Below are 13374 nucleotides of genomic sequence, written 5' to 3'. Positions count from 1 at the left end.
ACATTCTGTAAATCCCTTATTGTTATATTTAAAATATATAACCTAATTAAAATTTACACAATTATCTGTAAAGACCCTATTTTTCGTCAACAATTCCTAGAGCAATTTCCATCATGTTTGTAAAAGATTGCTCTCTTTGTTGTGATGTAGTAGATTCACCTGTAATGAAACTATCAGAAATAGTTGCTATTGCGGCAGCTTTTTTACCAAGTTCATTAGCTGTAGCAAATAATGCTGCTGTTTCCATTTCCACCAATCCACACTTATGATTTTTAACTATTTGTTTATAATCAGGATCTTTTCTATAAAATACATCTGTACAATGAGCTTTAGCTACTTTAAGTTCAACTTCCAACCTTTCTGCTGATTTCATCAGTTTTTCATTTAGCTCTTCGCTAGAAGAAACATTACGGACATTTTCACCAGTAGTAATTTTTATATAATCAGATTCACCGTAACTTTCATTAATTAAAACAACATCATAAATTTCTAACTCTGCTTTATAAGACCCAGCTGAACCAACTCTAATGATATTCTCAACATCATAATACTTGAAAAGCTCATAAGCATAAATACCCATACTAGGCATACCCATACCAGAACCCATAACACTTACTTTTTTACCTTTATAAGTACCTGTATAAGCAAACATATTTCTAACAGCATTAACTCTTGTGATATTTTCTAAATAGTTTTCTGCTATATATTTAGCTCTTAGTGGATCTCCGGGCATTATTACAGTTTTTGCAAACTCTTCTTTAGTCGGCGTCTCTATATGAGGAGTAGGTAATGACATATCTCTTTCCTTATTAATAATAATATTTAAAATGCTTTGAATATATTAACATAATCAAAAAACTTTTATTATTCTAATACTAAGTTTATTAGTTAATTATTTTTAATTTATATGAAAAATTAGATTTATACAAGAGATATATTAAATTAAGATTAATTTTTATAGTTTATCTTCTGATGAGCTCTCTTCTGAGTCACTTTGCTCATCTGCAACAGGTGCTATAACTTTAGCATGTTCTTCTTTGGGCTTATAACTATCACCATAGTCTCCAGGCTCACGCACATCACGTCTAGCCATAAGATCATCTACTTGCATAGCATCTATAGTCTCATATTTCATTAGAGCATCTGCCATTGCATGAAGAATATCTATATTTTCCTCTAAAAGCTTCTCAGCTTTTTTATAACTTGCCTCAATAAGTTTACGAACCTCTGAATCAACCTCACGAATAGTAGAATCTGAAAGTTTAGCAGATTTACCACCATTACCTCCAAACGGACCATCATCTTCAACATCATACAAGATAGTTCCCATAGAATCAGAAAGTCCCCAACGAGCTACATAATTACGCGCGATATCTGTAGCTACTTGAATATCATTAGATGCACCAGTAGTTACATGATCATAGCCAAAGATAAGCTCTTCTGCTATTCTACCACCAAATATACTACATAAACGTCCATGAAGCACTAGCCTACTTTGACTGACAGTATCACCTTGTGGCATATACATAGTTACACCTAGTGCTCTACCTCTTGGAATAATACTTACCTTATAAACAGGGTCATGTTCTGGCATTAATCTACCAATGATCGCATGACCAGCTTCATGGTAAGCTGTAAGTTTCTTTTCTTTCTCAGTCATCGCCATAGTTCTTCTCTCAGAACCCATAAGAATCTTATCTTTCGCTTTCTCAAAGTCAGCCATTGTAACTTTATCTTTAGATTCTCTAGCTGCAAATAAAGCAGCTTCATTTACAAGATTTGCTAACTCTGCACCAGAGAACCCAGGAGTCCCTCTAGCTATCCAATCTGCTCTTACATCATCACCAAGAGCTACCTTTTTCATATGTACTTTTAATATAGACTCACGACCTTTAACAGTTGGCAAACCTACATCAACCTGTCTATCAAACCTACCAGGTCTCAATAATGCTCTATCTAAAACATCAGGTCTATTTGTTGCAGCAATAACAATTACACCTTCATTATCAGCAAAGCCATCCATCTCTACTAGCATTTGGTTAAGAGTTTGCTCTCTTTCATCATTACCACCACCCATACCAGAGCCACGATGTCTACCAACAGCATCTATTTCATCAATAAACACCAAACAAGGAGCTTTTTTCTTAGCTTGATCAAACATATCGCGCACACGAGATGCACCAACACCTACAAACATTTCTACAAAATCAGAACCAGAAATAGAGAAAAAAGGCACCTTAGCTTCACCAGCAATTGCTCTAGCTAATAAGGTTTTACCAGTCCCTGGAGGTCCAACCATCAATACACCTTTAGGGATCTTACCACCAATTTTTTCATATTTTTTTGGCTCACGTAAGAAGTCCACGATCTCAGCGACTTCCTCTTTTGCTTCATCAACACCTGCAACATCTTCTAAAGTTACTTTTATCTCATCTTCACCAAGTAATTTTGCTTTACTCTTACCAACTGAAAAAGGACCTCCTTTACTTCCGCCACCAGCTTTTACCATCATATATATGAAAAAGCCAAATATAAGCAACATTGGCAGCCAATTTAGTAAAAATGCTAAGAATAAATTTGGTTTTTCTGGAGCTTTAGCCTTGATTGTAGCTTTACTATCTTCGAGCTTATTAACCAAGCCTCCATCTAAAAGTGGTGCATAAGTTACAAAACTCTCACCAGAGCTAGTTTTACCTTTGATTGTTCTTCCATCAACATCAACCGAGCTTATTTGATTATCTTTTAATTTCGATACAAAAGTAGAATAATCTAAACTATTGGATGATGAACTTGTATCATTAATACCATTGAAAAGCAGCAACATTCCACCAATGATTAAAACCCAAAAAATAATATTTTTTATCATATTATTTTTATTATCATTATTTTGTGCCATATGATTATTTTTATCCTATTTCTCTTTGAATTTCTAAAACCTAATTTTGACTAGTATACTATATTAAAAAAATTGCCTATTAGCTAGTCGTTTTATTAAATAATTGCATAATAACCCTATCATATACAACAATTAGAGCTAAAATATCCTACATATAATTGTAACTTTTAATAAGCTCTTACTCAACAAATGAACAACGACAAAATAGTAGCCTACACCATAGGGCTAATCTTACTTATTGAACTAATTGATGGATCCGCACTAAACACAGCACTACCTCAAATTGCTTATGATTTACATGTAAACGCTATAATATTAAAAGTAGCTATTACAGTATACCTTCTTACACTAGGGTTATTTATCCCTGCTTCTGGTTGGATATCTGACAAAATTGGGAGCAAAAATCTACTTATAATTTCAATTGTTGGTTTTACAGTATCTTCAGTAGCATGTGGTTTATCTACAGGTATTATTAGCTTAGTTGTTTTTAGAGCTATTCAAGGAATCTTTGGAGCATTCACTGCTCCTGTTGCAAGACTTGCTATGGTTAAGATTTTTAAAAATGACATGCTTAAAGCCATGTCTTTTATTGCAATTATCTCAACTTTAGGGCCTTTAATAGGTCCTCTTGTTGGAGGTGCTATTACAACTCATTTAAGTTGGCGTATGATATTTTTTATTAATTTTCCTATTGGTCTGGCCACACTAATACTAATTTATTTATATTTACCAAACATTACTTCATCTCAAGTTAGGAAATTTGATTTAAAAGGCTTTATCATTATTGGTGTATCAATAGCTTTACTTATGTTTTTTATTGATCTAATAATAGATCCAGAAATTTTACCCCACTTAAAATGGCTACTACTTATAACTTCGATAGTACTTTTTTTCTTGTATATAAGACATGCCCTAGCACTAAAAGATGATGCTGTTATAAATATTAATATATTTAGAAATAACTGCTTTAGATATTTCACAATAATTAGTTCAGTAGTTAGATTATTTGTAATGGGAGTATCATTTTTATTACCACTTTATTTACAGATAAAGCAAGGATTTAATGCATTTGAATCAGGTTTAGCAATAATGTGCTTCCTTGTACCATCATGGTTTGCAAAAAAAATAGTTAAAAAAGTTTTAGCAAAGTTTCATTACTATTATTTTTTTATATTAAATATATGCATAATGACTATTAGTTTTTTATGTATGAGCTTTGCTTTACTACATTTTAACTTGTTAATATTTTCAATTTTATTGATAATAATTGGAAGTTGTTTTGGTATGTTTACAATAGTATGTAATGCTGGAATATATAATTCCATACAAGAAGATAAATATATGAATCCTGCAACTATTATAAATAGCTCGATCATCCAACTTAGTAATGCATTTGCTATATCTTGGGTTAGTGTTGTACTAGCAACCTTATCAGGAATTACTCACATAAACTTTAAATCAGTGATCTCTACATCTGCATTTTCCTGGGTCCAAATCATTTATTGTATAGGGCTTTTAGTAGTTCTAGCTTATGTTATATTAGGAAAACCTCAAGGTTTAAAAAGTATCAAAGCCACATAATTTATTAATTTAGAAAAGACGTACAACTTTATATCTACAATATTCAATAACCATAATTAATAAAGATTTTATTGTATTGTTTAACTTTAATTAGATTCACTGATTCTAAAGACTTTGTTTTCTCTTACTAGTATATCTATATTACTAATATCTTTGCTAAGGTAGTCAAAATTAGTATTTTTTAAAATAATATAACATGCAGTATCATTTAAAGAAAAATCTTTAGTTTCATTAATATCTAGATCTTGATCCTTTATCACTTTACTATTTAGATAAGAAGGTAAAGCTCGAATATCCTTAAGATCTAATTGATCGTAACATATATTGAAATTATTGAGGAAATATAAAGCATAACTACCTTCTGTTTGTTTAACATCAACAGGTAAATTAAGCAATAGCCTGCACAAAGCCTCCTGTTGACTAGTACCACAAGATTCCTTTTCCATATAATTAAAGCATCCTGAAGCACCTGAAAATCTTGGATTAAGTTCAATTAGATAAGGTATTCCATCTTGTACTTTTATTTCTGTATGTGCAAAACCAGTTTTTACGTCTAAAATATCTAATACTTTTGATACATACTCCTCTATAAAACTTAATAATGATGGATCATTAACAATTTCTTGAAACTTATATAAAAATTGCCCATTTTGAACATTTTTACTATATTTAGAAACTGAAATTAAATGATGTTTACCTTTGTAACTAACAGTATTAATAGCATATTCATCACCAGATATATATTCTTGAATAAGAGCTGTCGTTTTATGTCCATATACGCTATCTTGCAATAAAATCTCTCTTATTTGTTTAACTGATTCATCTTTATTAAAACACTTTCTTACTCCATATGAAGATGAACTATATGCTGTAGGTTTGACAATTATAGGATAAGTATATTCATCAATATCAAATTCTTCTATATTGTCAATATAAGATTGATTTTGTGCTGGAAGGCCTGCATTTTTTAAAGCTTGTATCATTTGAAACTTATCAAAACGTAGAAAACTCGTTTTATAATTATTTTCTAAATCAGGACAGAAGTAATTATTTAGTCTATCCGAATAAGCTACTGATGAATCTGTTCCACAAATTACTAATGATATTACATCTGTATTGCCTAATTCATTATTTATTAACCTAACATCTTTTTCAAAGTCTTGTGTACTTAGCAATGATTTATAAAAAAGATCTGCTGTTATACTATTTTTAAAATATGGTATATCTATCTCCTTTGTCCAGAATGCAAATACCTTGAATCCATATTTTCTAAAAATTTTTACACTATATTCTGTTGAAACAAGAGGGTCTACTATTAGTATAATATTTTCTTTATCTGACATTTTTATTCCTTATTTTTAATAAAATATTTTGTTTGAAATAGTCAACATTCAAAATTACTGGAGGTAGCAAGCTTAAAATAAGAACTTGCCACGATAGATTATGAAAAACTAAGTCTTCGCTTATAAAAGTTAAAAAAGGCATAAAAGTTATAAAAAAAGAATGATTCATAGCACCTATTTTCGATATACCTATTTGAGCTAAATATAATGGAAGGATAAGTGTTAATATGCTTAAAATTATCATATAAGGTATTTGTTCTATATTAAATATTACGTTCGAATCTAAGAAAACAAAAACCATACTAATAATTACCAAGAGATAGAACCTAATACATAAAACATCTAATGAAGAGAAATTATATTTTTTATTTAAAGTTTCAGATTCTTTAAAATAAAAATAAGTAGCAGTTCCACCAATCAAAGAAATCACCCCTCCTTCAACAATATGAATCTGATTATAAAATTCAATAAAAAATATTATTACAACTATTAAGATAGAAGTGATTTTTTTTAGCTGCCTATTTAATATTCCGGCAGGCACTGCAACAAATAAATAACAAAGCAGCATAAAATCTGTAGCTCCACATAAACTTACGGCAAAAAAATAACAAAACCACATAATTGTAATCAATGAGTTAACTCTTACTACACTTATAATAAGATCTTTATTTAGCAACATTGAATATACTATTTTTAATCGTTTTATATTTAATGTATTAAAGAAAATTATCGCAAATAAATTTGTACATGCTAATACGTATATAACAGGAATTTTTTCTATGGCATACTCGGTTAAGACTATAGCCATAACACTCACTAATATATATAAAAAACTATACTTCATACAACTCCTTGATTAGTAAATTAATAAAAACTCTTCTCTAGAAATAACTAAAGTTACTTCTTTAAGGGCATAATGAATTCTAAGTTTTTTTATAGGGGAATTATTTAACTTTATATAGCAATATTACTAATAATCTGATTTAAAATGATTGTTCACGAGCACTTATTTTAATTGGTTCACTTTTGGCTGGAAAAATTCCTATAAGAATTGATATAAAGATATAGAAAAATATTGGAAATAACTTTAACAATAATTAAAGTAGATCTTTTAGATACTTACCTGTATATGACTTATTACACTTAATAATATCTTCAGGAGTCCCTTCAAATATAATCTGGCCACCTTTATTGCCCCCTTCTGGTCCTAAATCAATAATCCAATCAGCCATTTTAATAACATCTAGATTATGCTCAATAATTACTACTGTGTTACCTTTATCACGTAAATCCATAATTACTTTTAGAAGTTGATGAATATCATAAAAATGCAAACCTGTAGTTGGCTCATCAAGTATATATAGAGTTTTACCAGTTGAGCGTTTAGAAAGCTCTTTAGCTAGTTTCACACGCTGGGCTTCACCACCTGATAATGTCGTTGCACTTTGACCTAGTTTGATATACGATAAGCCAACATTTACCAGTGCTTGAAGCTTAGTTTTAATACTTGGAACAGCATCATAAAATTCAAGAGCATCCTCAACAGTCATTTCTAACACTTCGTAGATATTTTTACCTTTATACTGTACTGATAATGTTTCACGATTATAGCGTTTACCTTCACAAACATCACATGCAACATACACATCTGCTAAGAAATGCATCTCTACCTTAATAACTCCATCACCTTGACACGCTTCACATCTTCCACCTCGAACATTAAAGCTGAATCTACCCGCTGTATAACCTCGAGATCTTGACTCTGCTGTAGCTGCAAATAACTCACGAATTGGTGTAAATACCCCTGTATATGTCGCAGGGTTTGAGCGAGGTGTTCTACCAATTGGTGATTGATCAATATCAATAACTTTATCTAGATGATTAAAACCTTTATGTGATTGATATTCCATTGGTACTAAAGTACTTCTATTTAATAACCTTGATGCTAAAGGATATAATGTTCTATTTATAAGTGTAGATTTACCAGAACCTGAAACTCCTGTCACACAAGTAAGAGCTCCTATTGGAATTTTTAGATCATTACCCTGAAGGTTATTTCCAGAAGCTCCTTTTATTTGTAAGTACCTATTTTTACTTGCTTTTAAGCGTTTTTGAGGGACATCTATTTTTTTACGTCCACTTAAGTAATCTGCTGTAAGAGATTTCTTATTACTAACAATTGTTTTATAACTTCCTGCAGCAACTACTTCTCCACCATGAACACCTGCCATAGGTCCCATATCAATTATATAATCTGCTTGACGAATAGCATCCTCATCATGCTCAACAACTATTACTGTATTTCCCAGACTTTTAAGGTTATGCAAAGCATCAAGCAAACGTTGGTTATCTCTTTGATGAAGTCCTATAGAAGGCTCATCTAATATATACATTACACCAACAAGACCCGCACCTATTTGACTAGCAAGACGAATACGCTGAGCTTCACCGCCAGAAAGAGTATCTGCTTGCCTAGCAAGGCTTAAATATTCTAAACCAACATTTTCTAAAAACTGTACTCTTAGTTTAATTTCTTTTAGCAGGTTCTCAGCAATTACTTGTTGCTGACCAATAAACTCTAAGTCATCTAACCAATTTAATAAATCTTCTATAGACAAAGCACAAACATCTGCAATATTCTTATCAGCTATAAAGATATTCCTAGCATATTCATTAACTCTAGCACCATTACATGATTTACACGTAAGATTGCTCATTAATTCATAAAGATCTTTTTTGACCATATCTGAATCAGATTCATAATACCTACGTTCAAAATGAGGAATAACTCCTTCAAAGGTTTTATTTCTGACTTGTCTACCACCTCTGATTGAGTCAATAGTCATCTTGATCATCTCATCACCTGAACCATATAAGACTATATCCTGGATTTTCTTTGGTAACTTTTCAAATGGTTCCTCTAAAGAGAATTTATAGTGATCTGCTATAGATTCTAGTTGTGAGTAATAGTATTGATTTGCTTTATTCCATTTAACGATGGCACCACTTTTTATCGATAAACTTGGGTCTATAATTATTTTTTTCTCGTCAAAAAATTCTTTAACTCCTAGACCATCACAGCTACTACACGCTCCTAGAGGACTATTAAATGAAAATATTCTAGGAGATAGCTCTTTTAGAGCAAAATTACATAAAGGACAAGCATGCTTTGATGAAAATAAAATATCTTCAACATTTTCATCACTCATATTAACTAACCTAACAATACCTTCTCCTAGATCTAGAGCTGTTTCTATAGATTCTGCGATTCGCTGTTGATTATCTTTTTTGGGCTTAAATCTATCTACAACAACATCAATGTTATGTTTTTTATAACGATCTAACTCAGGATGATCTTCATCAAGGTTATAAAACTCATTATTAATTCTTACTCTTATATAACCTTGAGCTAATATCTTGTCTAATAATGTATGATGAGTACCCTTTTTCTCTGAAACTACTGGAGCTAATATCATCAGCCTAGAGTTATCATCAAACTCTAGAGTTTTATCAACCATTTGACTTATTGTCTGAGCCTTTAATTCTATATGATGAGTTGGACATCTAGGAGTTCCAGCTCGAGCAAAAAAGACTCTTAAGTAATCATATATTTCAGTAACTGTCCCAACCGTTGATCGAGGGTTATGAGAAGTTGTCTTTTGATCGATCGAAATAGCCGGTGAAAGCCCCTCTATATGCTCAACCTCTGGCTTATCCATCATCGATAAGAACTGTCTTGCATATGATGATAAAGACTCAACATATCTTCTTTGGCCTTCAGCGTATAGTGTATCGAATGCTAATGATGATTTACCCGAACCACTAAGTCCTGTAATAACAGTTAGTTTATCTCTAGGTATTTCAACATCGATATTTTTTAGGTTATGGGTTTTTGCACCCTTAATGATAATTTTTTTCATAGAAAATTTTATAAGGAACCACCAATTGTAGTAAGTATAAGCACTTATACATAAAAATAAATTTAATTTTAGCTACTTATCTTAATAGTTTCACAAAAACTTTATTTTAATATTTAAATCTGCAAGAAAAACATTAATCATAAGTAACTTTGAAGTAGTAGACTTTTATCTATATTCCACTTCTACAATTTCGTAAGTTACTTTTCCTTTTGGCGTATCTAAAATAACTTCATCGCCTTCTTCTTTTTTTATTAAAGCACGAGCAAGAGGTGCTGCTACTGATATTTTATGATTATCAATACTTGCTTCATCTTCACCAACGATCTTATAAGTTGTTTCTTCTTCAGTATTTACATTCATAACAGTAACTGTTGAACCAAAAATAACCATACCATTAGCAGAAATTTTTGTTACATCAATAATTTGAGCATTTGAAAGTTTTGATTCGATATCTTTTATTCTACCTTCAATAATACCTTGTTTCTCTCTTGCAGCATGATATTCAGCATTTTCTTTTAAATCACCATGATCACGTGCTTCAGCAATAGCTTCAATAATATTAGGTCTTTCAACCTTTTTAAGTTGATCTAACTCTGCTCTTAAAGCTTGTTCTCCTGCTGGAGTCATAGGTATTCTACCATTAGTCATTGTTGTATTTCTCCTCTAATCAATAAACATAAAAACTATCCACAAGTATACAGTCCACCACCTTCTTTAGTTTGACTATCTGTATAAACAACTCTGCCTACTAAGTTAATAACCAAAGCTGCTTGGTACTTGTTAGATTTATCACAATACGTGATATTTCCATTTCCTGTTGCCATAAACCCATTGGGACTAATTTTCACATAGCTTGGGCTACCTGATAAATTAACAAAGAGGTGTCCTCCATGCCCTTTAGGTAAATTCGCAATTATCTTATCATTTACACCATTATAGATATCTGTACCATCATCACTCTCAAAAGCAACAAGAGGCTCATCATTCCATGATGTTGAATTTAAACAACCAAAGCTATTCTCGTCTAACTTACCATTTGAGTCAAAACTATCAGGTGTCGCAGCACAAACAATAACCGTTTTATTATCTGTGCGTGCCTTTATGACAGCAAATTCAATCATTTTTTGTAAGTTAGTAAGGCGAGTTTCAGCAAATGTTTTATAGTAAAAGGTAAATGAGCTAATAGCAGCCATCATAAGTATTGTCATAATAGCAATAACTACCATAACTTCAACTAATGAAAAACCTTTCCTTTTACAAAAATTCATTTACTAACTTCTAACCTTAGCTATAAGTCGCTTAGTTGAATCATCTAAATTTTTATATTCATCAGATGAGCCATCGCCCATAGCTTTTAAAATATTCTTTCCTAGCTTCTTACCTAGTTCAACTCCCCACTGGTCATAACTATTAATATCCCATAAAACACCCTGAACAAATATCTTATGTTCATATAATGCTATTAGCTGTCCTAATGAATATGGGCTTAGCTCTTCCAATAAAATAGTTGTGCTTGGCCTATTACCTGGTATTACTTTATGAGGCGCTAATTTTTTAGCTTCAGACTCACTTAAACCAGATTTTAAGAGCTCATTATAAACCATATTATACGATTGTCCAAACATTAGTGCTTGAGACTGGGCAAAACAGTTAGCAAGTAGTGCTTGCTGATGATTTTCATAATTATGATGGCTGTTTGCAACAGCCACAAAATCTACTGGGATAAAAACATTGCCCTGATGCAGTAACTGATGAAAAGCATGCTGTCCATTTGTACCAACACCTCCCCAAAGAACTACTCCCGTTTGATAATCAACAGTTTGCCCAAGTAAGTCTACAGATTTACCATTACTTTCCATATCAGCCTGCTGAAGGTAGTCTACAAAGTAGCATAACCTCTCATCATATGGCAACAAAGCCTGGGATTGACTATTATAGGCACATGAGTAATAGCTACCTAATAGCGCCATTATCACTGGGATATTTTTGCTAAAATCAGTTTCTTTAAAATGCTTATCTACTGAATACGCACCATTTAATAGTTTCTCAAAATTATCATAACCTATAGCAAAAGCTATCGACATACCTATAGATGACCATAGCGAATAACGACCACCTACCCAGTCCCACATTTTATAGCAATGCTCTAGATCTATACCAAACTCTTTGACCTTATCTAGCTTACTTGATATCGCAACAAAATGATTTGCTACAGCTTTAGAGTCTTCATAATGATCAAGTAACCACTCTCTAGCTGATATAGAGTTTAAAAGAGTCTCTTCTGTAGAAAAAGACTTTGAAGCAACTATAAACAAAGTAGTTTCTGGATCAACAACATGCAAAGCTTGTAATAATGAATCAGCATCTACATTTGACACAAAATGCACTTTAAGCCCTGTACAATGATAAGGCTGCAAGGCTCTGACTACCATCTTAGGTCCTAGATCAGAACCACCAATACCAATATTTACAATATCTGTAATTTTTTTACCAGAAAAGCCTTTCCAATCACCTGACACAACTTTTTCAACTAATTCTCTTACACGTTGCTTTTCTTGCTTGACTTCCTGACGAATATCTTGGCCATCAACAATCAAAGGAGAATTTGAAAAGTCACGCAATGCAGTATGTAGTACAGCTCGATTTTCTGTAGTGTTAATCTTTTCACCAGCAAACATTTGTGATATTTTTTCTTTCAACTTTGAATTTTCAGCTGAATTTATTAAATCTGTAAAAATAGATTCATTAATAAGATTTTTTGAAAAATCAAAATATATACCATCATGATTCAGAGACAACTTATTAACTCTCTCACTGTCTTTTTCAAATTCTGTTTTTAAATTAACATCTTGTTGCTTTAGCTGTTTTTTAGCTTCATTACAAAATAGCATTTAATCTATCCTTATATTTTGCATGCGATATAAACAATAAAATATCTCCAGAAGAATATGATATGCTAACCACATCTTCTATAGCATAATTTCTTGCACCTGTACTAGTATCTATACTTAAGCTTTCCCCGCTTAAAGGATACCTTAAACCATTATAATATATATCTTGTGCAGATCCAAAAGGCATCACCGAAAACATTCTGCCTATTACCCCTGTTATAGAAAATTCCTTTGGTATAAAAAAGTATTTAGAATATATATCAATAAACTCTATATTTATTTTTTTCATATAGTTTTTAGCTATAGAGATGTTACATAAAAAATGATCCATTTCTCCTTCAGAAGCCCCGAATACAAAAACTCTTGAAATACCTTGCGAAATTACATAATTAAGAGACTTTTCAAAATCAGTAGAATACTGATCTTGATCAAGCAAAAATAGATCATCTTCAGATATTACAAATGAATCAAAATCACCGATTACTTTCTTAATTTTCGCACTTAATTGGCTAGATTCTCTTATTTTATTATATGCTCCATCTGCACAAAAAATATCTAGATCACAAAAATTATCTTGTATATATCGCTCACAAAAAACTAAATCAACTTTACCATTTAAAAAAAGTATAGCTTGAGACATATCACTCTCACATTATTATATTTCAAAAATCATTAGACTACATTTTAAGCTTAAATGTGGTTGCTTTCAGACAACTTCACACGGTTATATTTCTAAACATTTT

The 13374-nt window shown here is 31.4% G+C and carries 10 protein-coding genes; 1 reads left to right on the top strand and 9 read right to left on the bottom strand.

Annotated features, from left to right (window positions below; genetic code table 11):
- Nucleotides 1-76: 76 nt before the first annotated feature.
- On the bottom strand, nucleotides 77-796 hold the full coding sequence (gene deoD, locus AB8E56_RS05255) for a purine-nucleoside phosphorylase (protein ID WP_329478743.1): 720 nt from the start codon (nucleotides 794-796) through the stop codon (nucleotides 77-79).
- A 159-nt stretch (nucleotides 797-955) separates the two neighbouring features.
- Nucleotides 956-2896: an ATP-dependent zinc metalloprotease FtsH gene (gene ftsH / locus AB8E56_RS05250; RefSeq protein WP_329478741.1), complete on the bottom strand. Its 1941-nt coding sequence runs from the start codon at nucleotides 2894-2896 to the stop codon at nucleotides 956-958.
- A 189-nt stretch (nucleotides 2897-3085) separates the two neighbouring features.
- Here ftsH and AB8E56_RS05245 point away from each other — a divergent pair, with 189 nt between their 5' ends.
- Nucleotides 3086-4477 (top strand): MFS transporter, encoded by a 1392-nt coding sequence (locus AB8E56_RS05245; RefSeq protein ID WP_329478738.1) that lies wholly within the window; start codon nucleotides 3086-3088, stop codon nucleotides 4475-4477.
- 86 nt (nucleotides 4478-4563) lie between these two features.
- Here the strand turns inward: AB8E56_RS05245 and AB8E56_RS05240 are convergent, their stop codons facing one another.
- The 7 genes from AB8E56_RS05240 to AB8E56_RS05210 all read right to left on the bottom strand — a co-directional run bounded on the left by AB8E56_RS05240 (nucleotide 4564) and on the right by AB8E56_RS05210 (nucleotide 13271).
- Nucleotides 4564-5820: an ATP-grasp domain-containing protein gene (locus tag AB8E56_RS05240; RefSeq protein ID WP_329478736.1), complete on the bottom strand. Its 1257-nt coding sequence runs from the start codon at nucleotides 5818-5820 to the stop codon at nucleotides 4564-4566.
- Entirely contained in the window at nucleotides 5810-6664 is an 855-nt protein-coding gene (locus AB8E56_RS05235; RefSeq protein ID WP_329478734.1) for a hypothetical protein, read from the bottom strand. The genes AB8E56_RS05240 and AB8E56_RS05235 overlap by 11 nt, the downstream gene beginning before the upstream one ends.
- A 253-nt stretch (nucleotides 6665-6917) precedes the next feature.
- On the bottom strand, nucleotides 6918-9740 hold the full coding sequence (gene uvrA, locus AB8E56_RS05230) for an excinuclease ABC subunit UvrA (RefSeq protein ID WP_329478732.1): 2823 nt from the start codon (nucleotides 9738-9740) through the stop codon (nucleotides 6918-6920).
- Between the two features lie 165 nt (nucleotides 9741-9905).
- The gene (gene greA / locus AB8E56_RS05225; RefSeq protein ID WP_329478730.1) at nucleotides 9906-10388 is read right to left on the bottom strand and encodes a transcription elongation factor GreA; all 483 of its coding nucleotides are present in this window, start codon (nucleotides 10386-10388) and stop codon (nucleotides 9906-9908) included.
- Nucleotides 10389-10423: 35 nt separating this feature from the next.
- Nucleotides 10424-11008, bottom strand: a complete 585-nt coding sequence (locus AB8E56_RS05220) for a GspH/FimT family pseudopilin (RefSeq protein ID WP_329478728.1) — start codon at nucleotides 11006-11008, stop codon at nucleotides 10424-10426.
- 3 nt (nucleotides 11009-11011) lie between these two features.
- On the bottom strand, nucleotides 11012-12631 hold the full coding sequence (gene pgi, locus AB8E56_RS05215; protein ID WP_329478726.1) for a glucose-6-phosphate isomerase: 1620 nt from the start codon (nucleotides 12629-12631) through the stop codon (nucleotides 11012-11014).
- Nucleotides 12618-13271 carry a thiamine diphosphokinase gene (locus AB8E56_RS05210; protein ID WP_329478724.1) on the bottom strand — a complete coding sequence of 218 codons (654 nt, stop codon included), beginning with the start codon at nucleotides 13269-13271 and terminating at the stop codon, nucleotides 12618-12620. Before AB8E56_RS05210 ends, pgi begins: the two co-directional genes overlap by 14 nt.
- Between the last annotated feature and the right edge of the window lie 103 nt (nucleotides 13272-13374).

The organism is Francisella sp. 19X1-34, assembly GCF_041102755.1.
Taxonomy (GTDB): Bacteria; Pseudomonadota; Gammaproteobacteria; order Francisellales; family Francisellaceae; genus Francisella.
Note: the sequence above shows the minus strand (reverse complement) of the source record. Positions and strands in the feature narration are given on the sequence as shown.

Excerpts from the sequence above, each read along its gene's own strand:
- deoD (WP_329478743.1), bottom strand. The coding sequence starts at position 796 with ATGTCATTACCTACTCCTCATATAGAGACGCCGACTAAAGAAGAGTTT.
- ftsH (WP_329478741.1), bottom strand. The coding sequence starts at position 2,896 with ATGGCACAAAATAATGATAATAAAAATAATATGATAAAAAATATTATT.
- AB8E56_RS05245 (WP_329478738.1), top strand. The coding sequence starts at position 3,086 with ATGAACAACGACAAAATAGTAGCCTACACCATAGGGCTAATCTTACTT.
- AB8E56_RS05240 (WP_329478736.1), bottom strand. The coding sequence starts at position 5,820 with ATGTCAGATAAAGAAAATATTATACTAATAGTAGACCCTCTTGTTTCA.
- AB8E56_RS05235 (WP_329478734.1), bottom strand. The coding sequence starts at position 6,664 with ATGAAGTATAGTTTTTTATATATATTAGTGAGTGTTATGGCTATAGTC.
- uvrA (WP_329478732.1), bottom strand. The coding sequence starts at position 9,740 with ATGAAAAAAATTATCATTAAGGGTGCAAAAACCCATAACCTAAAAAAT.
- greA (WP_329478730.1), bottom strand. The coding sequence starts at position 10,388 with ATGACTAATGGTAGAATACCTATGACTCCAGCAGGAGAACAAGCTTTA.
- AB8E56_RS05220 (WP_329478728.1), bottom strand. The coding sequence starts at position 11,008 with ATGAATTTTTGTAAAAGGAAAGGTTTTTCATTAGTTGAAGTTATGGTA.
- pgi (WP_329478726.1), bottom strand. The coding sequence starts at position 12,631 with ATGCTATTTTGTAATGAAGCTAAAAAACAGCTAAAGCAACAAGATGTT.
- AB8E56_RS05210 (WP_329478724.1), bottom strand. The coding sequence starts at position 13,271 with ATGTCTCAAGCTATACTTTTTTTAAATGGTAAAGTTGATTTAGTTTTT.